The sequence below is a fragment of the Bradyrhizobium sp. LjRoot220 genome (assembly GCF_964252915.1).
Lineage (GTDB): Bacteria > Pseudomonadota > Alphaproteobacteria > Rhizobiales > Xanthobacteraceae > Bradyrhizobium.
On the sequence record NZ_CAXUPS020000007.1, the window covers coordinates 49931 to 73579 of the forward strand.

Annotated in this window: 30 protein-coding genes; 25 read left to right on the forward strand and 5 right to left on the reverse strand. The window is 62.6% G+C overall.

From position 1 onward, the window contains the following. Positions 1 to 36: 36 nt before the first annotated feature. Positions 37 to 252, forward strand: coding sequence for a hypothetical protein (locus tag ACSQ84_RS25895; protein ID WP_436214558.1), 216 nt, complete (start codon positions 37 to 39; stop codon positions 250 to 252). Here the strand turns inward: ACSQ84_RS25895 and ACSQ84_RS25900 are convergent. Continuing rightward, complete coding sequence (locus tag ACSQ84_RS25900) at positions 249 to 650, reverse strand: hypothetical protein (RefSeq protein WP_436214883.1); 402 nt, start codon at positions 648 to 650, stop codon at positions 249 to 251. The genes ACSQ84_RS25895 and ACSQ84_RS25900 overlap by 4 nt on opposite strands. Positions 651 to 684: 34 nt before the next feature. Between ACSQ84_RS25900 and ACSQ84_RS25905 the strand changes: the two genes are divergently transcribed. The 4 genes from ACSQ84_RS25905 (at position 685) to ACSQ84_RS25920 (ending at position 3045) form a co-directional block, all read left to right on the forward strand. Further along, entirely contained in the window at positions 685 to 1356 is a 672-nt protein-coding gene (locus tag ACSQ84_RS25905) for an HAD hydrolase-like protein (protein ID WP_436214865.1), read from the forward strand. Between the two features lie 220 nt (positions 1357 to 1576). Then, positions 1577 to 1999 carry a DoxX family protein gene (locus ACSQ84_RS25910; protein ID WP_436214559.1) on the forward strand — a complete coding sequence of 141 codons (423 nt, stop codon included), beginning with the start codon at positions 1577 to 1579 and terminating at the stop codon, positions 1997 to 1999. A 36-nt stretch (positions 2000 to 2035) separates the two neighbouring features. Beyond that, positions 2036 to 2572, forward strand: a complete 537-nt coding sequence (locus ACSQ84_RS25915) for an SRPBCC family protein (RefSeq protein ID WP_436214560.1) — start codon at positions 2036 to 2038, stop codon at positions 2570 to 2572. 59 nt (positions 2573 to 2631) lie between these two features. Beyond that, positions 2632 to 3045 carry a VOC family protein gene (locus tag ACSQ84_RS25920; RefSeq protein ID WP_436214561.1) on the forward strand — a complete coding sequence of 138 codons (414 nt, stop codon included), beginning with the start codon at positions 2632 to 2634 and terminating at the stop codon, positions 3043 to 3045. A 141-nt stretch (positions 3046 to 3186) separates the two neighbouring features. Here ACSQ84_RS25920 and ACSQ84_RS25925 read toward each other — a convergent pair whose 3' ends face one another. Beyond that, a complete protein-coding gene (locus ACSQ84_RS25925; RefSeq protein ID WP_436214866.1) occupies positions 3187 to 3618 on the reverse strand; it encodes a hypothetical protein in 432 nt (143 codons plus the stop codon). A gap of 66 nt (positions 3619 to 3684) precedes the next feature. Next, on the reverse strand, positions 3685 to 4701 hold the full coding sequence (gene cobT / locus ACSQ84_RS25930; protein WP_436214562.1) for a nicotinate-nucleotide--dimethylbenzimidazole phosphoribosyltransferase: 1017 nt from the start codon (positions 4699 to 4701) through the stop codon (positions 3685 to 3687). Positions 4702 to 4786: 85 nt separating this feature from the next. On the opposite strand from cobT, the gene cobS reads away from it, so the two are divergent. Then, entirely contained in the window at positions 4787 to 5539 is a 753-nt protein-coding gene (gene cobS / locus ACSQ84_RS25935) for an adenosylcobinamide-GDP ribazoletransferase (RefSeq protein ID WP_436214563.1), read from the forward strand. Beyond that, positions 5536 to 6102 (forward strand): histidine phosphatase family protein, encoded by a 567-nt coding sequence (locus ACSQ84_RS25940; protein WP_436214564.1) that lies wholly within the window; start codon positions 5536 to 5538, stop codon positions 6100 to 6102. The genes cobS and ACSQ84_RS25940 overlap by 4 nt, the downstream gene beginning before the upstream one ends. A 156-nt stretch (positions 6103 to 6258) precedes the next feature. Here ACSQ84_RS25940 and ACSQ84_RS25945 read toward each other — a convergent pair whose 3' ends face one another. Continuing rightward, complete coding sequence (locus ACSQ84_RS25945; protein WP_436214565.1) at positions 6259 to 7047, reverse strand: SDR family NAD(P)-dependent oxidoreductase; 789 nt, start codon at positions 7045 to 7047, stop codon at positions 6259 to 6261. A 149-nt stretch (positions 7048 to 7196) separates the two neighbouring features. Here ACSQ84_RS25945 and ACSQ84_RS25950 point away from each other — a divergent pair, with 149 nt between their 5' ends. Then, entirely contained in the window at positions 7197 to 7583 is a 387-nt protein-coding gene (locus tag ACSQ84_RS25950; RefSeq protein WP_436214566.1) for a cupin domain-containing protein, read from the forward strand. A 6-nt stretch (positions 7584 to 7589) separates the two neighbouring features. Here the strand turns inward: ACSQ84_RS25950 and ACSQ84_RS25955 are convergent, their stop codons facing one another. Further along, the gene (locus tag ACSQ84_RS25955; RefSeq protein ID WP_436214567.1) at positions 7590 to 8093 is read right to left on the reverse strand and encodes a winged helix-turn-helix transcriptional regulator; all 504 of its coding nucleotides are present in this window, start codon (positions 8091 to 8093) and stop codon (positions 7590 to 7592) included. Between the two features lie 93 nt (positions 8094 to 8186). Here ACSQ84_RS25955 and ACSQ84_RS25960 point away from each other — a divergent pair, with 93 nt between their 5' ends. The 17 genes from ACSQ84_RS25960 (at position 8187) to ACSQ84_RS26040 (ending at position 23518) form a co-directional block, all read left to right on the forward strand. Next, positions 8187 to 8738 carry a dihydrofolate reductase family protein gene (locus ACSQ84_RS25960; protein WP_436214568.1) on the forward strand — a complete coding sequence of 184 codons (552 nt, stop codon included), beginning with the start codon at positions 8187 to 8189 and terminating at the stop codon, positions 8736 to 8738. A 76-nt stretch (positions 8739 to 8814) separates the two neighbouring features. Beyond that, the gene (locus ACSQ84_RS25965; RefSeq protein WP_436214569.1) at positions 8815 to 9468 is read left to right on the forward strand and encodes a glutathione S-transferase family protein; all 654 of its coding nucleotides are present in this window, start codon (positions 8815 to 8817) and stop codon (positions 9466 to 9468) included. Position 9469: 1 nt separating this feature from the next. Further along, on the forward strand, positions 9470 to 9838 hold the full coding sequence (locus ACSQ84_RS25970; protein ID WP_436214570.1) for a nuclear transport factor 2 family protein: 369 nt from the start codon (positions 9470 to 9472) through the stop codon (positions 9836 to 9838). Positions 9839 to 10149: 311 nt separating this feature from the next. After that, positions 10150 to 10566 (forward strand): YciI family protein, encoded by a 417-nt coding sequence (locus ACSQ84_RS25975; RefSeq protein WP_436214571.1) that lies wholly within the window; start codon positions 10150 to 10152, stop codon positions 10564 to 10566. Positions 10567 to 10696: 130 nt separating this feature from the next. After that, positions 10697 to 11128, forward strand: coding sequence for a YciI family protein (locus ACSQ84_RS25980; RefSeq protein ID WP_436214572.1), 432 nt, complete (start codon positions 10697 to 10699; stop codon positions 11126 to 11128). Positions 11129 to 11167: 39 nt separating this feature from the next. Continuing rightward, complete coding sequence (locus ACSQ84_RS25985; RefSeq protein WP_436214573.1) at positions 11168 to 11533, forward strand: hypothetical protein; 366 nt, start codon at positions 11168 to 11170, stop codon at positions 11531 to 11533. A gap of 77 nt (positions 11534 to 11610) precedes the next feature. Beyond that, positions 11611 to 12327 carry a TetR/AcrR family transcriptional regulator gene (locus ACSQ84_RS25990; protein WP_436214574.1) on the forward strand — a complete coding sequence of 239 codons (717 nt, stop codon included), beginning with the start codon at positions 11611 to 11613 and terminating at the stop codon, positions 12325 to 12327. Between the two features lie 106 nt (positions 12328 to 12433). After that, a complete protein-coding gene (locus tag ACSQ84_RS25995) occupies positions 12434 to 12919 on the forward strand; it encodes a DUF2852 domain-containing protein (protein WP_436214575.1) in 486 nt (161 codons plus the stop codon). A gap of 202 nt (positions 12920 to 13121) precedes the next feature. Beyond that, positions 13122 to 13433: a type II toxin-antitoxin system HigB family toxin gene (locus ACSQ84_RS26000; RefSeq protein WP_436214576.1), complete on the forward strand. Its 312-nt coding sequence runs from the start codon at positions 13122 to 13124 to the stop codon at positions 13431 to 13433. Continuing rightward, the gene (locus ACSQ84_RS26005; RefSeq protein ID WP_436214577.1) at positions 13418 to 13816 is read left to right on the forward strand and encodes a helix-turn-helix domain-containing protein; all 399 of its coding nucleotides are present in this window, start codon (positions 13418 to 13420) and stop codon (positions 13814 to 13816) included. Before ACSQ84_RS26000 ends, ACSQ84_RS26005 begins: the two co-directional genes overlap by 16 nt. Before the next feature lie 105 nt (positions 13817 to 13921). Continuing rightward, positions 13922 to 14689: a serine O-acetyltransferase gene (locus tag ACSQ84_RS26010; protein ID WP_436214578.1), complete on the forward strand. Its 768-nt coding sequence runs from the start codon at positions 13922 to 13924 to the stop codon at positions 14687 to 14689. A gap of 285 nt (positions 14690 to 14974) precedes the next feature. Beyond that, positions 14975 to 16210: a caspase family protein gene (locus tag ACSQ84_RS26015; protein ID WP_436214579.1), complete on the forward strand. Its 1236-nt coding sequence runs from the start codon at positions 14975 to 14977 to the stop codon at positions 16208 to 16210. A 1144-nt stretch (positions 16211 to 17354) separates the two neighbouring features. Beyond that, complete coding sequence (tolQ, locus tag ACSQ84_RS26020; protein ID WP_436214580.1) at positions 17355 to 18155, forward strand: protein TolQ; 801 nt, start codon at positions 17355 to 17357, stop codon at positions 18153 to 18155. 36 nt (positions 18156 to 18191) lie between these two features. After that, the gene (locus tag ACSQ84_RS26025) at positions 18192 to 18665 is read left to right on the forward strand and encodes a biopolymer transporter ExbD (RefSeq protein ID WP_436214581.1); all 474 of its coding nucleotides are present in this window, start codon (positions 18192 to 18194) and stop codon (positions 18663 to 18665) included. Positions 18666 to 18701: 36 nt separating this feature from the next. Next, on the forward strand, positions 18702 to 19613 hold the full coding sequence (locus ACSQ84_RS26030) for a protein TolA (protein ID WP_436214867.1): 912 nt from the start codon (positions 18702 to 18704) through the stop codon (positions 19611 to 19613). A 63-nt stretch (positions 19614 to 19676) separates the two neighbouring features. Beyond that, on the forward strand, positions 19677 to 21014 hold the full coding sequence (gene tolB, locus ACSQ84_RS26035) for a Tol-Pal system beta propeller repeat protein TolB (RefSeq protein ID WP_436214582.1): 1338 nt from the start codon (positions 19677 to 19679) through the stop codon (positions 21012 to 21014). Between the two features lie 173 nt (positions 21015 to 21187). Further along, positions 21188 to 23518 carry a putative bifunctional diguanylate cyclase/phosphodiesterase gene (locus ACSQ84_RS26040; RefSeq protein ID WP_436214583.1) on the forward strand — a complete coding sequence of 777 codons (2331 nt, stop codon included), beginning with the start codon at positions 21188 to 21190 and terminating at the stop codon, positions 23516 to 23518. Positions 23519 to 23649: the final 131 nt, after the last annotated feature.

Below are 23649 nucleotides of genomic sequence, written 5' to 3' on the forward strand. Positions count from 1 at the left end.
ACCGCCCGCGACTAAGGGGTGAATGAAGGGGTTGTCATGATCGGTACCTTGCGAAAAGTCGCGTTCGGCGAGCCTGCCAGCGCGAGATTTTTCTGCCTGCGCTGGATCGCGCGGCCGATCCTGTTCGCCCTGCCCATTCCGTTCGTGGCGGCGTGGTGCGACATCCAGCCAAGCTGGAATCTGTTCGTGTGGACGGTGTTCTGCATGGCCTGGTCCGGTTGCGTGGATGGAATCGGCAAGCAGGATAGCTAGCGCTTGGAGGACGGTTTCCGCTTCGGTTGAAGTGCCGCCGGAAATGGTGCGCTCACCACCGAATCGATCTTGTCGCAAATATCCTTTCCAAGGCCGCAATAATACCGCGAGGCGGCGAGCGCGCACCTGACCCGGTTATCCCGCCGCGCCATCTTGATGATCTTGTCAACCAGTTGCGGCGGCGCGACATGAAGCAAAGACGCCAGATCCCCTCGGCCGATCTCCGCCTGCTCCTCGAGGCTTGCCCCGCGCAAGGCGATCAGGATTATCTCAAGATCCAATTCCCGATTCATGGCCTTCGGCTCTCGTGTTTCGAGATTTGCTTGAACTTGATCTATGTCGCCCGAACCGTGTTCGGGGTTCGATAGGGGCAGTCTGCCTTCAGACCGAGCGAACATTTACTTGTTCGTCTTGCCCCACTATGCTCAGGCCATGCCTCCGACTTGCTCGGTTCTTCTCGATCTCGACGGCACCTTGATCGATTCTCAGCCCGGCATTTTGGCAAGCTGCGTGGTGGCGCTGCGCAGCCTTGGGCATGAGCTGGACGAAGTTCGCGACATCAAGCGAGTGATCGGGCCGCCGCTCGAAGACGTGATGCAGTTCTTGCTGCAGCCGTATGGAGACGAACGGATCGGCGAGGCCGTATTGGCCTTTCGGCAGCACTACGGCGAAATCGGCCTGCTCGGGAGCGAGCCCTATCCGGGAATTGGCGACGCGCTGAAAGCGATGCAGCAAGCCGGAATGCGAATCTATCTGGCAACGTCGAAGCGGGCGGCGTTCGCGCGCCGCATTCTGGAGCATCTGGCGCTGACGCCGTATTTCGATGGTATCCATGGATCGGTGCCAAGCGGAGAGCTGGATCACAAGCCAGAGCTGCTTGCGCATATCCTGGCGGAGCACGGCATGTCACCCGCGCATAGTCTGATGGTCGGCGACCGTCGCTATGACATCTCTGGCGCCCATGCGGTTGGAATGCGCGGCCTTGGCGTGCTCTGGGGCTATGGCACAAGGGATGAGCTTGAAACGGCCGGCGCAGATCAGTTGGTGCAATCAACGGCTGATCTCGCCCGCACGGTCCTTTCGATGGTCGGTGGCCGGGAATAGCCGTCCGTAGGACGCGTCCCTCACGCTCGCCTGTGTCCCGCTCATCCAAGTCTTCAGCGCCGTCAGGAGAATGACGGAGAACCTCCAGAGTCGAGGCGCGCGTCGCGATTCTGCTCGGGCGTGACGAGCCGAAAAAATTTCTGCCTCCCTGTCGGCCTGCGCCTGCCCCGTTCGTCTTTGAATTGTGCAGCCATTCAAGACGACACGACAGGAGAAAGCCATGACCACCATGCCTGCGATTGCCCAGACCGCGCCGGTCGCCAAGACCGCCCGCTGGACCGGCCGCGTCCTCTCAGGCCTGGTGATCGTGTTCATGCTGTTCGACGGCGCCATCAAGCTGGTGCCGTGGCCGGTCGTCACCGAAACGATGGACAGGATGGGCTATGGTTCGAGCGAAACGCTGGCGCGCAGCCTCGGCATCATCACGATCGTCTGCACCGTGCTGTATTCGGTGCCGCCAACCTCGATCCTCGGCGCCATCCTGCTCACCGGTTATCTCGGCGGCGCGATGGCGTCCCATGTCCGGATTGACAGTCCGCTTTTCACCCACACGCTGTTCGGACTTTATCTCGGCCTGATGGTTTGGGGCGGGCTGTGGCTGCGCGATCCGACCTTGCGCAATTTCATTCCGTTCCGCCGCTGATTTTCATCGTAATCACGAACCTATTCGGAGCCAGACATGCTCGAAATCATTGCCATCATCGCCGTCGTGCTGGCGGTCGCCATCGCCGCGGTGCTGATAACAGCCGCGACCAAGCCAAATAGTTTTCGGGTGCAGCGGGCCATCAGCATCAAGGCGCCGGCGGACCGAATATTTCCGCTGATCAACGATTTTCGCCAATGGCGCAGCTGGTCGCCCTATGAGGACAGGGATCCCGCGCTGAAGCGCACCTATGGCGGCGCCGACAGTGGCAAGGGCGCGGTCTATGCCTGGGACGGCAACAAGAATGTCGGCTCCGGCCGCATGGAAATCCTGGAGACGTCAGCGCCCGCAAAGATCGTCATCAAGCTTGATTTCTTCAAGCCGTTCGAAGGCCACAACACCGCCGAATTCACAATGCTGCCGCAGGGCGATGCTACCCGTCTGACCTGGACGATGACCGGGCCCGCCGTGTTCCTGACCAAGCTGATGCAGGTGTTCATGAACCTGGACCGCATGATCGGCAAGGATTTTGAGACCGGTCTCGCCAATTTGAAGAATCTCACCGAAAAATAATCGTACACTCACTGCAAATTCGTTCACCCAAATAAATCCGTGCACCCAAGGAGCCAACGATGCAGGTCAATCCCTATCTGTTCTTCAACGGAAATTGCGAGGAAGCACTGAAGTACTATGAAAAAGTGCTCGGCGCCAAGATTGACGCGATGATGCCTTATGAAAGCGGGCCGGCCGACATGCCGACCCCGGCGGAATGGAAGAAGAAAATCATGCACGCCAGTTTCACCATCGACGGTGAGGTGGTGATGGCCTCCGACGCATTTCCCGGCGACTTCCATCAGCCGCAGGGCTTTGCGGTCGCGCTCCAGGTCGAGAATCCCGCCGACGCCGAGCGCCGCTTCAACGCACTGGCCGATGGCGGCACCGTGAAGATGCCGTTCGCCAAGACCTTCTTCTCCAACGGTTTCGGCATGTGCGTCGACAAGTTCGGCACGCCGTGGATGGTCAACTGCCCGGCGGAAGGCATGTGATCGTGTGAGTTCGTAGGGTGGGCAAAGGCGCTCTTGCGCCGTGCCCACCATCTTCATCGAGCAAGGAATGGTGGGCACGCTGGAGCCTGTCATCGGGCGCGCATTCGCGCGACCCGGTGGCTTTGCCCACCTAGAAAATCTTCACCGGCACGACGGATAAATCGCGGCGAGGTCGCGCCCGCGCAACAGCAGCATCCGCGACGACAATCCGCCGCGGCGGCTGATCCAGCCGCGGACCGGCGCCGGATAGGCTTCCAGCACGGCCTGCGAGGCCTCCGGTTCGGCATACAACCGGCCGCGCCCGTCGATCGACCGTGCACCGTGAAACCCGAGCACGGCGCGGCGCGTCACGCAGATCCGATCGTTCGGCACCGTGCTCAGCACCAGCGTACACGCTGACAGGCAGGGCCCGTCGATTACGACGCGTTCTCCGGATGCGCGCACGCGCTCGAACAGGTCGAGAAACGGGCCGACTTGTCCGCCGGGGCTGGCGAGAATGCGCACCTCGGCCCGCACGGGTAATACCGCTGCGTACAACGTCGCCGTTGCAACGATTGCTTTGATCACCGCCATTCGCATGCGCGGCTCCTTGGGTTCCCAGCGCCCTTGAATTTATCAACGCCGGCGCAGCAGGCAAGGCTAGTCATCCGCGCCGGAAACCCCGGCTTCCGCGAATGTCGCCATCCCGGTGTGGCAGGCCAGCGCCGCGCGCATCAGCAGGATCGCGACGCCGGCGCCGGAGGCTTCGCCCAGCCGCATGTCGAGATCGAGCAGCGGCGTCAGTCCGAGTTCACGCAGCAGGTCGCGATGCCCTGATTCGGCAGAGACATGCCCGGCGTGGCAGTGATCCAGCACGCCGGCGTCAAGACGCGCCAGCGGCAGTACGGCAGATGTCGCCACGAAGCCGTCGAGCAGCACCGGTATGCCGTGACGTCGTGCCGCCAGCACCGCGCCGGCGACGGCTGCCAGTTCGCGGCCGCCGAGCGCCGCCGCCACGGCCAGGGGATCGCGGAGAATATCGCGGTGAAAATCCAGGCCGGCATCGATCGCGGCGCGCTTGCGCGCCAGACCGCCATCATCGATGCCGGTGCCGCGGCCGGCCCAGCGCGCCGCGCTACCACCTATCAATGCCGCGCACAGCATCGCCGCTGACGTGGTGTTCGCGATGCCCATCTCGCCGACCGCCAGCAAGTCGCAATCGTCAGGCACGGCGCGGTAGCCGATGTCGACCGCGCCCAAAAATTCATCGGTATCCATCGCGGCGGCCATGGTGGAGTCGCGCGTCGGCCGCTCGAGCTCGATCGGCACCACGCGCAGATCGGCGCCGGCCAGTTTCGCGATCTGGTTGATGGCCGCACCTCCGGCGGTAAAATTCGCCACCATCTGCGCGGTGACTTCGGGCGGATAGGCCGAGACGCCGCGGGAAGCTACGCCATGATTGCCGGCGAACACGGCGATCGTGACCCGATCGAGCCGCGGCGATTCGCGGCCCTGCCATTGCGCCAGCCAGATCGCAAGCTCTTCGAGCCGGCCGAGGCTGCCCGGCGGCTTGGTCAGGCTCTGCTGGCGGCGCACGGCGGCTTCCGCGAATCGCACGTCGCCTTTGGGCAAGTCGCGACAGAAGGCGCGGATGTCGTCTAGACTGCCAAACTGCATGCGATTCCCCTGCGCGCGCTTCCACCAGGTCATGCCGGAAAAATTCGGGCGGATCGCAAGCTAAGACGATTCTTCAGGCTGCACCATGAATGAATGGCTCGACGATTTCAAAACCGCGGTCGCGTTCCTGACGCGGTTGCCGATGCCGCATCCGCACGGCCCGATGCCGGCCAATTTCGTGCGCGCGCACCGGATGTTTCCGGTCGTCGGCGCCCTGATCGGCGCGGCGGTGGGATTGATCTGTCTCGGCTTGCGTCATGTCGGCGTGCCTGATCTGGCCGCGGCCGCACTTGCGCTTGGCGCCAGCGCGATTCTCACCGGTGCGCTGCATGAGGACGGGCTCGCCGACGTCGCCGACGGTTTCGGCGGCGGCCGCGATCGCGCGGCCAAGCTCGAGATCATGCGCGACAGCCGGCTCGGCACTTACGGCGCACTGATCCTGCTGGTGAGTTTTGCCGCGAAACTTTCCGCGCTGGCGGCAATTCCGGACGGCGATGTCGTGCCAAGCCTGATCGCTGCGCACGCGCTCGGCCGCGGCATCCTGCCCTGGATGTCGGTGAAATTGCCTTATGCGCGCAATGACGGTCTCGCCCGCAATGCCGGGCAGCCCGATGCGGCGACGGCGACGATATCAGTCGTGCTGGCGCTGATCCTTGCGCTGCTGGCGCTGTCATGGGGCAACGCGCTGTTCGCGGCGCTGCTGGCCGGCTTGAGTGGCCTCGGCATGGCGTGGCTGGCGCGGTGGCAGATCGGCGGCCAGACCGGCGACGTGCTGGGAGGCGCCGAGCAGGTGGCCGAGACCGCCATCCTCGTGCTGCTGGCGGCGCGGCTCGCATGAGCAGCGAAACGCAGCTCTGGCTGATCCGGCACGCGCCGGTCGACGGACCGCGCGGCGTGATACATGGCCCCGATGCGCCGGCCGATGTCAGCAATGCCGCGGCCTTTGCGGCGCTGAAAGCAAGATTGCCGCCCGGCGCGCCTGCGGTCTGCAGCCCGGCGCGGCGGACGCGGGAGACCGCGCTTGCGCTCGGGCTCGACCCGGTTGAGCAGGCTTGTTTCCGCGAACAGGATTTTGGCGCCTGGACCGGGCGGCGGCACGATGATCTCACCACCGAACTCGGCGCCGCCTATCAGGCGTTCTGGAAATCGCCCGCCAGCAATCGTCCGCCCGGCGGCGAAAGCTTTGTCGATCAGATCGATCGCGCGCGGGATGGACTCTCGCGTTTGCCCGCGGGCGAGGTGGTGCTGGTGGTGCATTCCGGCACCATCCGCGCGGTGCTCGCCATCGCATTGGATCTCACACCCGACAGCGCGCTGCGCTTTGTGATCGATCCGCTGTCGTTGACCAGGATCGATCGCCTCGACGGCGGCTGGCGCGTGGTCGCGGTCAACCAGCGGTGATCTTCTTAACCTCGCCCCGCTTGCGGGGAGAGGTCGGATCGCACTTAGCGATCCGGGTGAGGGGGTACAGGTCTATCAACTGGCATCAGCGTTCGCGGAGAGAGCCCCTCACCCGACCCTCTCCCCGCAAAAGAGCGGGGAGAGGGAGAAGGAGCACTAGCCATTGCGCCGCTCGCCGCGCAGCGTCGGCAGGCCGATGCCGGCGGCGTCGAAGCCGCCGTCGACGGCGAGGATCTGCCCGGTGATGTAGCTGGCACGGTCGCTGCACAGGAAGAAAATCGCTTCCGCCAATTCCTCTTCCAGGCCGTAACGGTTGAGCGGAATGGCGCCGTGGTAATCGGCGCGGATTTCCGGCGTGTGGACCGCCTTCGCCATCGCGGTCTCGACCGGGCCGGGCGCCACACCATTGACGCGAATGCCGAGCGAGGCCAGTTCGACCGCGAGCTGCTTTGTCAAATGCGCAAGCCCGGCCTTGCTGGTGCCGTAGGCCGAGCGCAGCGTCGAGGCGCGCACCGCCGAAATGGACGTGATGTTGACGATCGCGCCGCCGCCATGCTCGCGCATCAAGGGCGCTGCCGCCTTGGTGCAGATGAACGGTCCGGTGAGATTGACCGCCAGCACCCGGTTCCAGTCGGCGTCCGACGTCTCGAGCAGCGGTGCGAACACCGCGACGCCGGCATTGTTGACCAGCGCGTCGAGCCGACCGAAACGCTGGCTCACGCCTGCCATCGCCACCGCCACCGCGCCGGCATCGCTGACGTCGCAATGCAGCGCCAGCGTCGTGTCAGGACTGGCCAGCGCCGTGACTGCGCCATCCAGCAATTGCCCCTCGATATCGAGCAGCGCCACCCGCCAGCCGTCGGCGAGAAAGCGTTTTGCGGTCGCAAGCCCGATGCCGCGCGCGGCGCCGGTGACGAGTGCGACTTTTTGCGAGGAAGGGGGCATGGGCAGGATCCGTTGCTGATTGATTCGTTCGCTCTATACCCGACGCGGTTCCGTGTGTCTCGAACCTGCAGCCGGCGCTTGCATGCTGCGCCGCATCCGGCGCACGCTGTGAAACCACGCGAGGTCTCGGCAAGCGAAAGGGCCCGGCAATGATGGTGGTCGATGTCAGGGATATGCCGCCGGAGCAGTGGCGGCTCGGCGTGGAAACCCGCATGCTGGTTTCAGCGCGCAACGGCGCCAGGCATTTGTGCATCTTTGAGCAATGGATCGCGCCCGGCGCCGGCGCGCCGACGCATTCGCACCCCGTAGAGGAGGTGCTCACGGTGCGCGAGGGCGAAGCCGAGATGTGGATCGGCGAGGAACGCGGCATCGTCACATCGGGGCAATCCCTGATCGTGCCGGCCGGGCGCATGCATGGCTTTCGCAATTCCGGCACGGCAACGCTTCACATCAATGCCGTGCTGGCGTCACCGGTGTTCGAGGCCACGGTGGAGGGTGCAACGGAAGTGACGCGGCGGTGGGGCGAGAGTGGATGAGCCCGATCAGTTAGCCGGATTCCTGGCAACGACCTTCTCATACGCCGCCTGCAACCGTTCACCGACCGACGGTCCCTTCTTGCGCCGGATCTGGCCCAGATGCGTCTCGCGCAATTCGTCCATGAACTCCGCCCACATTTTTGGGCCGCCTTCGCTCAGCAGCCTGGCGCGGATGCCGAGTTCTGCGGTAACCGGCAGATATTTGTAACCCCACGCCGCCATCTGCGCGAGGATCGGCAGCAGTTCGATGCCCTGTTCCGTCAGCGAGTAGATTCCCTTCTGCTTGTGGCTGGGATCGTCCTCGCGCCGGATGATGTCAGCGTCGAGCAGCGTCTTCAGCCGGTCGGCGAGGATGTTGGAGGAGATGCCTTCCTCGGATTTGGTCAGCAGTTCGCGAAAATGCCGCCGGTTGCCAAACATCATGTCGCGGATGATGAGCAGGCTCCATTTGTCGCCGACCACTTCCAGCGTGAGGTTGATCGGGCAACCGGAGCGTGGGTCGTCGGTCATGGAAGCATCCTCAAAAAACTACTTGCAATATTGCACCGGTTCGTCCAAGTTACAACCAGTTGCAAAACGCAATCAGTTTGAAGGATCTTTGAGATGGCAAAACTGATCATGTGGAACCTGATGACGCTGGACGGCTTCGTCGAAGGGCCGAACCGCGACATCTCCTGGCACGAAGACGTCTGGGGCGAGGAACTGGACCGGCTATCGACCGAGCAGCTGAACGCCGCCGGCGGCCTGCTGTTCGGCCGCGTCACCTATGAGCTGATGGCGGGCCATTGGCCGAATGCCACCGGCGCGGTCGCCGACTTCATGAATGCAGCGCCGAAATACGTGTTCTCGCGCACGCTGAAGCAATCCGGCTGGAACAACACGCGGATGTTCAGTGCCGATGTGGTTGAAACCGTCACACAATTGAAGCGCGATGCGCCGAAGGACCTTTTTCTGTTCGGCAGCGCCGATCTGGCGTCGCACCTGATCCCGCACGGCCTGATCGACGAATTCCGCATCGCGGTGAACCCGATCCTCCTCGGCGGCGGAACGCCGTTATTCAAGCCGGGCGAGCGGACCAAGCTGAAGCTGCTGGACAGCCGGGCGTTGTCGACCGGGATCGTGATCCTGCGCTACGCGCCGGCAGCCACGAAATAATTCGCAGCAAAATGCCGGTTGGTCAGAACCTCGTTCCGCCTCACCGGCGTGCCACCAACCACCCCTGGAGTCTCCGATGTCGCTGACGCTGTATTTTCACCCGCTCGCGTCGTTCTGCTGGAAGGCGCTGATCGCGCTCTATGAGAACGACACCCCGTTCACGCCGAAGCTGGTCGATCTCGGCAACCCGGCCGAGCGTGCCGCACTGCTGAAACTGTGGCCGATCGGAAAATTTCCGGTGCTGCAGGACGATGCCAGGGGCGAGATCGTCCCGGAATCGACCATCGTGATCGAATATCTCGACCGCCATTATCCCGGACATCAGCGATTGATCCCTGGTGACGCCGACAGGGCCCTGCAGACCCGGCTGCGCGAGCGCTTCTACGATCTCTATGTGCATCTGCCGATGCAGAAGATCATGCTCGACCGGCTTCGCCCTGATGGAAAGCAGGACCCGCACGGCGTCGAGGACGCGCGGACGCAGTTGCGCACGTCATACGTGGTGATCGAACAGCAGATGACCGGCAGACCCTGGGCGATGGGCGATGATTTCAGCCTCGCCGACTGCGCCGCGGCGCCGTCGCTGTTCTACGGCAGCATGGCGCTGCCGTTCGGCGACCACGAGAAAAACCTCGCCGCCTATTTCGAACGCCTGAAAGCCCGGCCGTCGTTCGCGCGCGTGCTGAAGGAGGCCGAGCCCTATTTCAACATGGTACCGAAGGAGCGCTGAGATGGCGTCCGCAACCAAGGCCGCAATCATCCGCAAGCTGTTTGCCGCCTATTTGTCGAACGACCGTGAGGCGATCGAGGCCGCCTTCACCGATGATTTCCGCTTCACCAGTCCCTATGACGACGAAATCGACAAGGCGACCTATTTCGCGCGGTGCTGGACCAACAGCGACTGGATCGAACGGCAGGATCTCGAGCGGATCATGGTCGAGGGCGAAGCGGCATTTGTGACCTATCGCTGTGTCACCAAAGAAGGGAAGAGTTTCCGCAATACGGAGGCCTACACCTTCGCGGGCGACCGGATTCGGCGCATCGACGTCTATTTCGGCGCGACTTATGAAAACGGGGTTTTCGTCAAGCAGCAAGGGTAGGGGCGCGCGCCGCATAGGTCCCCCTCATGGTGAGGAGCGCGTCTTCGCGCGTCTCGAACCACGCTTTGCCCTTCGGTCTACGCGTGGCGCAGCCACTCACCAAACGGCAAAGCGTGCCCGGCGAAGCCCAGCGGGCGAAGACGGGCTCCTCCAGCGACAACGGCGAAGCCGTTGCGCGGGGATGAGGGCTGAAACAATTTCCTCCAAATTTATTTCTCCGGCCATGTCGGTGCCGCAAAACCCGGTTCGTCATGTTGACGAGCGATGGTTCGGCGGACCAGCCGACCGGCCAGACAAAACGGAGCGAAACGATGCGATTCATGGTGATTGTGAAGGCCAGCAAGGATACCGAAGCCGGGGTCATGCCGAGCACGGAACTCTTGGCCGCGATGGGCAAGTTCAACGAGGAACTGGTGAAGGCCGGCATGATGGAAGCGGGCGAGGGCCTGCATCCGAGCTCGAAAGGCGCGCGGATCAAGTACCAGGGCGGGCAGGGCAGTGCGACCCGTGGACCGTTTCCTCTGACCAGCGATCTCGTCTGCGGCTTCTGGCTGATCAATGCCAAATCGCTCGATGAGGCGATCGAATGGATGAAGCGCGCGCCGTTCGATGCCGGCGCCGAGATCGAAATCCGCCAGGTGTTTGCGGCCGAGGATTTTGGCGAGGCCTTCACCCCCGAACTGCGCGAGCAGGAAGAGCTCCTGCGCGCCCAGGCTGGAAAGAAGTAATTTTTCCACCGTCATTCCGGGGCGGCTCAAAGAGCCGAACCCGGAATCCCGAGATTATGATGTCGAGATTCCGGGTTCAGCCCTGCGGGCTGCTCCGGAATGACATCAAACCCAACAAGGAAAACCCACCATGCGATTCATGATGCTGATGATCCCTCTTGGCTATGAGACCGCGGCGCCGGACGTGCAGCTCGATCCCGAGCGTGTCAAGGCGATGATGAAATACAATGAGGCGCTCAGTGAAGCGGGCGTCCTGATCGCGCTCGACGGGTTGCACCCGCCGTCGATGGGCGCGCGGGTTTCTTTCGCCACCGGCAAGCCCATCGTCACCGACGGTCCGTTCACCGAGGCCAAGGAAGTGCTCGGCGGCTACTGGATGATCGACGTCAAGTCGCGCGAGGAGGCGATCGCCTGGGCCAAAAAGTGCCCGGCTTCCGAGAACGAGATCATCGAAATCCGCCAGGTCCAGGAGATGGCCGATTGGTCGGAGGAAGTGCAGCAGGCGGCCAAGGGTTTCGAGGAACTGCAGGAGGCAAATGCGAACAAGGCGCGAAGCCGCTAGGGGCGCCTTCCTCAACCCAAAACGAGAGTGAGAACAACCATGAGCAGCAACGATACTTTCCTCGCGGTTTTCCTCGGCAGCAAGACGAGTGCGAAAGCGGTGGCGTGGAACGCGCTGCCGGAGCCGGAGCGGCGCGCGCGGGAGCAGCAGGGGATGGCGGCATGGAAGGCCTGGGCCGAAAAGCATCAGGCCGCGCTCGTCGACATCGGCGGCCCGCTCGGCAAGACCAAGAAGGTCGATTCAGCGGGGATCACCGACATCTCCAACGCGATGGGGGCTTTTGCAGTCGTGCGCGCCGGCTCGCATGAGGCGGCCGCGAAAATGTTCGAGAACCACCCGCATTTCACGATCTTTCCGGGCGAAACCATCGAGATCATGCCGGTCCTGCCGATCCCGGCCGGTTAACGGGTTATCGCGATTTAACCCGCATCGGGCAGCGGGCCACTGGTGACTTGCCGCCAGCTCATGTAAAAGTCTTTCACATGAGCTGGCGCAAGGAAACCCGCCGCGCCGAGCGCGGCTATCATCACGGCAATCTGAAAGAGGCGTTGCTGCAGGCGGCGCTCGGCCTGATCGCCGAGAAAGGCGCGGCCGGTTTCACCTTTGCCGACGCCGCGCGGATGGCCGGCGTCAGCCCGGCCGCACCGTACCGGCATTTTCGCGACCGCGATGAATTGCTGTCCTCGATCGCGCAGCGCGGCTTCGAGCAATTCGAGGCGCTGTTGCTGCAGGCCTGGGACGACGGCCGTCCGGACACCGTCACGGCATTCGAGCGGCTCGGTAAAGCCTATCTCGCCTTTGCCCGCAACGAGCCGGCGTTCTACTCGGCGATGTTCGAGTCCGGCCTTCCGATCGATCTCAGCCCCACATTGCAGGCCGCAAGCGAGCGCGCCTTCGCCGTGATCAGGGCGGCAGCCGAGCGTCTCGCCGCGCTGGTGCCGCCGGGCATGCCGCGGCCGCCGGCGATGATGATGGCGCTGCACATCTGGTCGATGTCGCATGGCGTGGCGTCGCTGTTCGCGCGGGGCGATGCGGCGCGCCGCAAGCTGCCGATGTCAGCCGAGGATCTCCTGGAAGCCGAGGTGCTGATTTATCTCCGCGGGCTCGGCTTCCCGACCGACCGCAGACCTTCCGCGAACGAGAAGCCCTCAGGCCCGCCGCCGGTGCCGCCGGCCGGCCCCTGGGGCTCTCCAAAATAATTTACCGGCGGCCGGCTGCCGCCCGCTTGACAAAAAACGTGGATGGTTTAGGTATGTAAATGTTATTTACATTCACAACGGCGTGATCGCCGTCATGGAGAGGGAAATGGCCTACACCGCAGATGTCAATCGATGGCGCGGCCCCGCTGAAGAAACCCATCGGCCTCCGCATATGCTGGACAGCCCCTGGCATCCAGGCTGGATCGCCGTCACCATCCTCGGCTTCATCATCTGGTGGCCGATCGGGCTTGCCCTTCTCTTTTTCACACTCGGGAGCAGAAAAATGGGTTGCTGGAGTCATCAGGATCGCTGGCAGAACAAGATGGAGCGGATGCAGTACAAGATGGACCGGATGCGCGGCCGCATGGAGAGCCGTGGCTTCGGCTTCGGCGGCTTCGGGACGCCCTCGAGCGGCAACCGCGCCTTCGACGAATACCGCACCGAAACGCTGCGGCGCCTCGAGGAAGAGCAGGTCGAATTCCGCAACTTCCTCGACCGCCTGCGCCACGCCAAGGACAAGGAAGAGTTCGACCAGTTCATGGCGCAGCACAAGCCGCGTCCGACCCCGCCGAACGATCAGCCGCAAGGCTGAACTTCAAAAGGCTGAACTCAGGATAGAGCTAACGCCTCGGGCGATGTGCCCCCATAGCGCCTGAAGGCTAACGAGCCGCCCGTTTGTGATCAGCACAGACGGGCGGTTTGCTTTATTGGGCGGCCGTGCCCTCGTGCAGTCGCCGTCGTCCCGGCGCCAGATTGGGATTGTCACCAAATTGGTGACATGATAACATTTTGTGATGCAGGTGATCGCCCGTCGGACGCTGAGGGAGTTTTGGGCGCGTTACCCGCATGCAGAGGGGCCGATCCGGGCGTGGTTCGCGATTGCCGCCAATGCGCAATGGAAGGGGCCAGCCGAGATAAAGCGGCAGTTTGGCGCCACCGTTGATTGCGTGGGCGACAACCGGGTCATCTTCGATCTCGGCGGCAATAAATACCGCTTGATCGTTCACGTCTCGTTTGCGTTCGGACGCGTGCTCGTGAAGTTCATCGGTACTCATGCTGAATATGATCGTATCGATCCGGAGACTGTGTCATGGCGAAAAAAATGATCCGTCCGATTCGTACCGAAACCGAATACGACGAGGCGCTCGAACAGATCGAGCAGTACTTCGAAAACGAACCGAAACCGGGTACGCCCGAAGCGGATCGCTTCGATCTTCTCGCCTTGATCGTTGAGGATTACGAACGCAAGCGCTGGTCGATTGACCCGCCCGGGACGATCGAGGCGATCCGCTACCGCATGGAAACGGGCGGCTATACCCAGGCCGATCTCGGACGTCTGCTCGGCTCACGGCAGCGCGCATCGGACATCCTGAGCAGAAAGCGTGCGCTCACGATGCGGATGGCCTGGAAACTGCATCGCGAGTGGAATATTCCAGCAGAAGCCCTGATTGCGCCACCGCAAACGCGTGCACGAAAGTCAGTGGCGTAGGCGCCGGGGCCCGGCGCAACGAACTGCTGGCGACATGGGCTTTGTGCTAGCGCGCTTCCTCGGACGGCCTATATTTCGAACGCGCATACTTCGGGACGAACAGCCATGACGCTGCATGCAATCGTACCAGTTGATCGGCTTTGGCTGTCCATTCGCCGCGAGGCCGAAAACGCGCTCGCCAGCGATCCCTTGTTCGGCGCCTCGCTGACATCCGCCATCCTCGATCATGGCGATTTCGCCAGCGCTCTTGCCCATCAGATCGGCGAACGTCTTGGCAAAGGCACGGATGACCGCGAGCTGTTCGCCCGCGTCGCCCGCGAGGCCTTTCACGCCGCGCCGGACCTGATCGACGCCGCAAGCCTCGATCTGCAAAGCATTGCCGTTCACGATCCCGCGACCAAAGCGCTGCTGCCGCCGCTGCTCAACTTCAAGGGTTACGTCGCGCTGCAGGCCTGGCGCGTGTCCAACTGGCTCTGGCGTCACGAACGCACCGATCTCGCCCTGTTGCTGCAAAGCCTGTCGTCGGATTCGCTTCAGGTCAGCATTCATCCCTCCGCCTCGATCGGCACGCAGGTGTTCCTCGACCATGCGACGGGCATCATCGTGGGTGCCTTCGCCGTCATCGGCGATGAGGTGACGATATTGCAGAACGTCACCATCGGCCGGAAGCAGGCGCTGCCGGGCCGCGCGCCCAGGATCGGCCGCGGCGTGCTGCTCAGCACCGGCGCGACTATTCTGGGCGACGTCAGCATCGGCGACTTCGCCAAAATCGGCGCCGGCGCGCTGGTCGAGCACGACGTGCCGGCCGGATGCACCGCCGTCGGCGTGCCGGCGCGATTGACCAATTGCGCGGAGGCGGGATTACCGGCGTGAGCGTCCCGGAAATGACCGAGACAATATCCGTCGCTCGCTCCCCGCTTTCAGGATTTTCCGACGCAAGTAGCCTGGGCTGAATAGTCCCTTGCCAGGAAGCCAAGGGGGCGTGATAGGCTGGCTGGGCGGGTCGAAGCGCCTGCCTGCGTGCCTGATTGATTGATCTGATTTTTTAAACCACGTGCGTGTTGCCTGTTTTGGATTTGCACGATGAGAACATTATGTCTGGCGTTGCTGTGGCTGGGATTGATCGCAGCTACCGGCGAAGCAAACGCAGCGGCCCGGGTGGCGCTGGTGATCGGAAACGGCGCCTATCAGAACGCTCCGGCATTGCCGAACCCGCTGAACGACGCGACGGATTTTTCGGCTTCGCTGCAGCGCCTCGGCTTCGAGGTGAGGACGCTGCAAAATGCATCGTTCGATGAGATGCGCCGTGCCCTGATAAGTTTTAGTCAGGGCGCCCGCGGTGCCGAATTTGCCATCATCTTTTTCGCCGGACATGGCATGGAGTTGAACGGCGAAAATTGGCTGGTGCCGGTTGACGGACAGTTGGTCAGCGACCGCGACGTTGAAAACGAGACCATCAGCCTGCAGCAGTTGATGCGGGCGGTATCCGATACCAGCCGTCTCGGGCTGGTCATTCTGGATGCCTGCCGTAACAATCCTTTCTTGAACAGGATGCAGGGAAGCAAGCGGGACAGCAGCCGCGGTCTGGGACGCGTCGAGCCCTCCGGCAATGTCCTGGTGGCATATTCCGCTCGCGCCGGAACGACCGCGAGCGACGGCCCCTCAAATGGCCGCAATAGTCCGTTTACGGCTTCGCTGCTCAGGAATATCGAGACCCCCGGCATCGAAATTCGCATGTTGTTTGGCGTTATTCGCGATGACGTGATGAAGGCAACAGGCCGCGACCAGCAGCCCTTTGACTACGGCTCGCTCGGGGGCAACGCTATTTATCTCAAGCCGCCGGCGGCAGCAGCCGGCGGCAACGTCCCAAGGCCACCGGCAGTGCCGCCGCCCGTCCCGAGCGGCACCAATCCCACTGTTGTCGCAACATTGCAGCCAAACCCCTCGCTTGCGTTGCCGATCCCACGATTCCGGGTTGTCGGGGTCGCCTCGGACGACGTGCTGAACGTCAGGTCGGACGGAGACCATGCGCAAATCGTCGGCAGGCTTTCTCCGGGCGAACGCGGCATCACCGTGGTCGCGAGGTCGGGCGACTGGTGGCAAATTCAGGCCGGCACCACCACGGGCTGGGTCGCGAGCCGCTTTCTGGAGCCTGATGCCGGGGGCAGCATCCGCAACACGCAATTCAACGGCTTTGCTTTTCAGTATACCAACGAAGTGGCGAGCACGGTTTCCGATGTTTCCGCATGCGTTGCGATGTGCAGCTCGGCTCAAAACTGCCTCGCCTACACATTCTTCGTTTCGCAGAAACTGTGCCGATTGATGGCGAAGAACGACGCCATCCGCGTGCCGAATGCCGACGCCGTCAGCGGTTTGGTGGAGGCCAGGAGGTAGACTGGTCCCCAGGTTTCATCTCTTTTTCGTCGTCGAGGACGGATGCGCGCCTGCGGCGGCGTTGCGCCCAAAACCGAAATGAAGCTGTTTTTGCCCGACGGGCAAATCAATTCTGATTTGCGGAAGTCGTGTCAAGTCCCAAAATAAAAAATATTTCGCTTTTCCAGAATTCTAAATCGGGGTATATCCTTGGCCATCCCGTCCTACTGAGAAGGGCGTCGGCCGTCGTCACGGACGTTGGGCGGGTTGCGGTGGACGCCGATGCTTGCGATTGACGATCGCGGCAAAGGCGTACGGCAAAGTCGTGTGGTCCTGACGTCGCGGTGCTGGCGTCAATGCACCTGGAGGCAATGCTTCTCAGGGCGCAACGGAGGCAAAAGAGCCGTTCTCCGGGGAGAGCACGTTATAAGCCGTAAAGCCATTGCGCAGGGAAGGCCGGGTGTTCACCGCTGCCCTGTATGCTCGTGTGCATTTTGTTTTGTGCATATCGCACACGAGACCGCGGGTGCAGCGCGCACCCGGTCTTCCCTGCGCCCTCTATGAAAGAGGGCGAGGAATTTCAAGCAAGACTCGGGCGCAATGCGTCGCGAGAAGGCAAACGTGTGTGTTAGCCGGCATCCAGAGGCGCGAGCCTTGCGGTGCACTTGCACCGCTGGGCGAGCCTCGAAGGATGAATCGGCCCGGCTGGCGGCCGTCGTCCTTCGAGGCGCGCAAGTGCGCGCACCTCAGGACGACGGGTTAGGCTGGGAACCTGAGGGAACTTAACTGGGCCCCCGTAACTGCCCGGCCTGCCTCGATTTCCGGCAGTCAAATTCTCCTTTGGTAACCTCGCGTTAACTAAGATTAGCGTCTGGTTAGGGACGTAAAGACGCGCGAATAGCCCTCGTTTTGACACGTTGGCAGGGGAAGCAGGGCCCGGCTTTGGACGGGCCCCCCATGCGACACCAATGAGGCTCTCGCGCTGGCGCATTTTCGCCGCGCCGGATGTGCGGCTGTGGAACCGGCAGCCAGTCGCTCCCGGATAGTCTGGGGATACGGCATGATCCGGAAAAGTGGAGGCCGGTTTTCCGGAGAGATCATGCCCAAACAAGCGGGCATGATCCGGAAAAGCGGAGACCGGTTTTCCGAAGAGGATCATGCTCACATGAGAGCATTGAGAGGATACGATCTGGTGGTCCGGAAATTCCTTCAGTTCGCGGTGCTGGCCGGCTTTTTGGCCACGGCTTCGGCCGCCTCCGCCCAGCAGGTCGAAACGCAGTCGCTGTCGCTGGCCGCGTCCGACGTGTCGCTAATCGCGCTGTTCCTGCAGGCGCACTGGGTCGTCAAATCGGTGATGATGGGCTTGCTGGCCTGTTCGGTCTGGGTCTGGGCGATCGCCATCGACAAGATCTTCCTCTATGCGCGCACCAAGCGCGCGATGGACCGCTTCGAACAGGCGTTCTGGTCCGGGCAGTCGATCGAGGAGCTTTACCGCTCGCTTTCCGCCAAGCCGACGCAGTCGATGGCGGCGTGCTTCGTCGCCGCGATGCGCGAATGGAAGCGCTCGTTCGAAAGCCAGACCCGCTCCTTTGCCGGCCTGCAGATGCGGATCGAGAAGGTGATGAACGTCTCGATCGCCCGCGAAGTCGAGCGGCTGGAACGGCGGCTTCTGGTGCTGGCGACGGTCGGCTCGGCCGGCCCGTTCGTCGGCCTGTTCGGAACCGTCTGGGGCATCATGTCGAGCTTCCAGTCGATCGCGGCCTCGAAGAACACCTCGCTGGCGGTGGTGGCGCCGGGCATCGCGGAGGCGCTGTTTGCCACCGCCATCGGCCTTATCGCTGCCATTCCGGCGACTATTTTCTACAATAAGTTCATTTCCGAGGTGAACCGGCAGGCCCAGCGGCTGGAGGGGTTCGCCGACGAATTTTCAGCGATCCTGTCGCGCCAGATCGACGAGCGGGCGTAAGGGGCAGCCAATTGTGAATAAAGCGGGCATCAGATCATGGCGATGAACATGGCAGGCTCGGCCAGTGGCGGTGGACGCCGCGGCCGGCGGCGCGCCGCCGTGATGGCGGAGATCAACGTCACGCCGATGGTGGACGTGATGCTGGTGCTGCTCATCATCTTCATGGTGGCGGCGCCGCTGATGACGTCGACCATCGATATCGATCTGCCGGTCGCCAGCGGCGGCAAGTCGCTGGCGTCGAACGCCCCGCCGTTGACGCTGTCGGTCAAGCGCACCGGCGGCGCCTGCAATTCGAATGTCGAATTATATCTGGGCGATACCCTGATCCCGGCCGCCGAGTTGCTGCCCAAAATCAAGGCGATAAAGGAGACCCGCTCGGAGGCCGAAAGCGTGGTCTATCTGCGCGGCGATAAGGACGTCTGTTACACGGATATGATGAAATTGCTTGGAAATATCAAAGCGTCGGGATTCAAAGCGAGTATTGTCATCGTCCCGGAGCAGGGCTCTTAGGCGATGGCTGACGGAGCGGGAAAGCCCTAAGTGAAGATCAAGGTCGACAAGACACTGGCCGCGTCGGTCGCCCTGCACGTCCTCGTGCTGGGGTACGGACTGGTGTCGTTCTCGACCAAGGCTTTCGAAATGACGCCGCAGGACTCGGTCGCCGTTGACGTCGTTTCAGATGACCAACTCGCCCATGTCATGGCCGGCATGAAGACCGGCAAGAAGGAAAATCCCAAGCCGCTGGTGGATAAAGTCGCCGAGGCCAAGCCCGTCGACGAAGCGGTCGGTAAGGTGACCCCGAAGGCACCGGTCGTGACCGATACGTCGCCGCCGCCGGAGCCGAAGGTGGAAGAAAAGCAGGTCGAGAAAAAACCCGATCCGCCGAAGATCGCCGAAAAGCCGAAGGAAGAGCCGAAGCCGGAGAAGAAGGTCGATCCGATCGCGGAAGCCATCAAGAAAGAAGAGAAGAAGCCGCCGCCGAAGCCGGTAGCCCAGGCCGCGAAGCCGCCGGAGCCCGTCAAGCCGAAGACGGAGCGGACCTACGACCAGTCAAAGATCGCAGCCTTGCTCGACAAGCGCGACCCGTCGCGCGCGGCCGTAACCGGCGAAACGCTGAATTCCAACGCTGCGCTTGGCCTCGCGAAGGGCAAGTCCGCGGACAATTCCGCGAGTTGGGGCGCGATGTTCAAGAGGCAGGTCGATCGCTGCTGGAAACCACCCTATGGTGGAATCGAAAGTCAGAATCCCCAAGCTGTTATCTATGTCAAGCTGAAGCGCGATGGCATGCTGGAAGTGGGGCCGGTGCCGGAAACACCACCGGCAACCCCGTATCTTCGTGCTTATCAGGAGAGCGCATTACGCGCGATCATCGAATGTCAGCCGTACAATCTGCCCGCAACATTTTACGATGAATGGAAATATTTCGCGCCGGTATTCTCACCTGACGGAAGAACCTGAGCGGAATTTGATTGGCTATGAACCAGAGCCGGCGAACAATAACCGAGAGATGGATTGCGTGAGATGTCATTTCGTTTGAATCGCAGGCAGTTGATCACTGGTGCGGCGGCCCTCAGTTCGCTCGCGGCCGCTCCGTTTGGCAGCGCATTGGCGCAAGGGCCGAAGAAGATCCTCATTCCGGAGGGCGAATTCACGCCGCTGCCGATCGCGATCCCGAATTTCACCGCGGGCACGCCGGCTGACGCCGAAGTCGGCGTCGGCGCGACGCAAGTCATCACCAATAACTTGAAGCGTAGCGGACTGTTCGCGCCGATCGACCAGGCGGCCTACATCGAAAAGACCATCAACATCGACGCGGCGCCGAATTTCCAGAACTGGAAAACCATCAACGCGCAGGCGCTGGTGACCGGCCGCATGACGCGGCAGGGCGACGGCCGCCTCAAGGCCGAATTCCGGCTCTGGGACGTCAACACCGGCCAGCAGCTCACCGGCCAGCAATATTTCACCTCGCCGGAATACTGGCGGCGGATCGCGCACATCATCTCCGACCAGATCTACGAGCGCCTGACCGGCGAAAAAGGCTATTTCGACAGCCGCGTGGTGTTCGTCGACGAGACCGGCTCCAAGGAACGCCGCGTCAAGCGGCTGGCCATGATGGATCAGGACGGCGCCAACGTCAGGTATCTGACCAAGGGCTCCGATCTCGTGTTGACGCCGCGGTTCTCGCCGTCGACCCAGGAAATCACCTACATGGAGTTCGGGCAGGGCGACCCGCGCGTCTATCTGTTCAACATCGAGACCGGGCAGCGCGAGATCGTCGGCAACTTCCCCGGCATGTCGTTCGCGCCGCGCTTCTCGCCGGACGGCCAGCGCGTCATCATGAGCCTGCAGCAGGGCGGCAATTCGAACCTGTTCGTGATGGACCTGCGCTCGAAATCGACCACGCGCCTGACCGATACGCCGGCGATCGACACCTCGCCGTCCTATTCGCCTGACGGCGCCCGGATCTGCTTTGAGTCCGATCGCGGCGGCAAGCCGCAGATCTATATCATGCCGGCGACCGGCGGACCGGCGCAGCGCATCTCCTTTAGCGAGGGCAGCTATTCGACGCCGGTGTGGTCGCCGCGCGGCGACTACATCGCTTTCACCAAGCAAGGCGGCGGCCAGTTCGCGATCGGCATCATGAAGCCGGACGGTTCGGGCGAACGCATCCTCACCTCGGGCTTCCACAACGAAGGCCCGACGTTTGCGCCGAATGGCCGGGTGCTGATGTTCTTCCGCGAGCCCGGCGGCAACAGCGGTCCGTCATTGTTCACCGTCGATATCTCCGGCCGTAACGAGTTGCGGGTTCCAACTCCTGGCTTCGCCTCCGATCCGGCATGGTCTCCGCTGTTGTCCTGAGAGTTCCACGGAAGCGGCGTTAATCGGCAAACATTGCCTAGCATGCTGATTTATCAGGCAGATTTCTGCAACTGGATAGTAAAAGCAACATCTTGGTAACGATGTTCCCTCAGAAAGACTTCATCTCCAGAGGGTAAGACTACGCATCCGAACAGGACGCCAGTAAACCTCAGATGCAACTCGCAAATCAGAGCGGAGAGCCCGATAAGCAGACCTCGCCGTATCTTCGCGCGGCGTTGATCGATTCGCTTTTCGAAACGTCCGCTCCGATGCTGACGGGCCTCGTCTTCGGAGCCGGCGCGGCCGCGATGACCGCGCTGAAGACCGGAGAGCCCCTGATCTGGACGTGTGTCGCGCTGCTCGTCTTCGCCGGCATGGTCCGCGCGATCGTCCTGCAGCGCTATCACGCGCGCAAATCGATCCCGACCGTCAAGGAAGCCGCACTATGGAAGACGCGCCATCAGATTGGTGCAATGATCCAGGCTGCTGCGCTCGGCATATGGTGCTCCGCCACGCTGCTGGTCACCGACGATGCCGTCGCCCATATGATTTGCCTGTCCGTCACGACAGGGATTCTGGCCTTGGGTGCGGGCCGGGCCTATGGACGGCAGTGGATATTCCAGCTGCAGGCTGCGCTCATCTTCGGTCCGACCGTGATTGCGGCGGCGCTGCGTGGCACGCCCTATTACATGGCCATGTCAGTGGTGTGCGCCGCATTCCTCGTGGCGGTTCTGCAGATTTCGGCCAATCTGCACCGAATATTCATGCAGGCGCTGGTGGCCCGCGAGCGCGAGGCGGCGCTGGCCGGCCAGTTCGATACGGCATTGAACAACATGCCGCACGGGCTGTGCATGTTCGGCGCCGACGGCCGCCTGGCCGTGATGAATCACCGGTTCAGCAAGATGATGGACCTGTCCGACGATTCCGTGCAGGGCGGCGTCAGTGCGTACGACATCATCGCTGCCTGCGTCGCCTCTGGTTCGATTTCAAACGCGAGCGGCAGCATGATCCTGTCGGAAATCGAGAGTTCGCAGGCGCGGGACATGATCACGACCGATCCCGACGCCACGCGCAACCGGTCGCTGTCATGGACGTTCCAGCCGATGGAGGGCGGCGGCGCGGTCGTCCTGCTCGAGGACATCACCGAGCGGCGCGACGCAGAAGCCAAGATCAGCCATCTGGCGCGTTACGACGAACTCACCGAGCTTCCCAACCGGGTCAATTTCCGCGACGAGATCGAGCGCCTGCTGGCGATCCAGCAGGGCGCCGACAGATTGTCGGCGCTGCTGTTCGTCGATCTCGATCAGTTCAAGCAGGTCAACGACACGCTGGGCCATCCCTGCGGCGATCAGTTGCTGTGCGCGGTCGCCGGGCGGTTGCGCGAGATGTTGCGGCCCGAGGACTTCGTGGCGCGGTTTGGCGGCGACGAATTCGTCGTGTTCCAGCAGGACATTCACTCCAGCGAGGACGCGGCGGGCCTTGCCCGGCGCATCGTCGACCGGCTGAGCGAGCGCTACAAGGTCGACAATCATCTGGTCGAGATCGGCGCCAGCGTCGGCATCGCCATGACTTCTCCCGGCGTCAGCGCCGACACGCTGCTCAAGAACGCCGACATGGCGCTGTACCGCGCCAAGGCGGACGGCCGCGGCACCTTCTGCTTCTTCCGCGACGAGATGGCGCAAACCGTCGAAGCGCGCCGCATCCTGGAGCTCGACCTGCGCAAGGCGCTGGCGAACGAGGAGTTCGAGCTGTACTATCAGCCGCTGGTCAATCTCAAGTCCGGCAAGATCTCGACCTGCGAAGCGCTGCTGCGCTGGAATCATCCGGTCCGCGGCACGGTGTCGCCGATCGACATCATTCCGGTCGCCGAGGATATGGGCCTGATCGTCGATCTCGGGCGCTGGATTTTGCGCAAGTCCTGCATGGAATGCATGAAGTGGCCCGAGGCGGTCAGCGTCGCGGTCAACTTCTCGCCGCAGCAATTCCATCAGCGCGATGTGCTGAACGAAGTTCGCTACGCGCTCGAGGTCTCCGGCCTGCCGGCGCACCGCCTCGAAATCGAGATCACCGAATCCTCGCTGCTGCGCAACACGCAGCTGACCCACGACGTGCTGTCGCAACTGCATTCGCTCGGCGTGCGGATCTCGCTGGACGATTTCGGCACCGGCTATTCGAGCCTGAGCTATCTGCACAACTTCCCATTGCAGAAGGTGAAGATCGACCGCTCCTTCCTCGAAGGCATCGATACCGATCGCCCGCTGACGCTGCTGCGCGGCGTGGCGCGGCTCTCGGCCGATCTTGGCATGTCGGTCGTGGTCGAGGGCATCGAGACCAACCAGCAATTGGAGCTGGTCAGCGCCGATGGCGCGGTAACCGAGGCGCAGGGCTATCTGTTCAGCCGGCCGGTTCCGGCGGTGCGCATCCGCCAGTTGCTGAACGCTTCCCACGGTCGCCGTTCGCCGGACGAGCCGCTCGTCGTGGTGCCTTCGCGCTCGATCGCCTGACGCAACTTCCCGGAAGCATCGCTTGACGTAACTACCCGTAATCTTACGGGTTTAAGCGCGTCCCGACGGTAACCCTAACATCTCGATAGCTTTGCAATTTTATTAAGGAGCTGTTAAGCTTTTTCGCACTC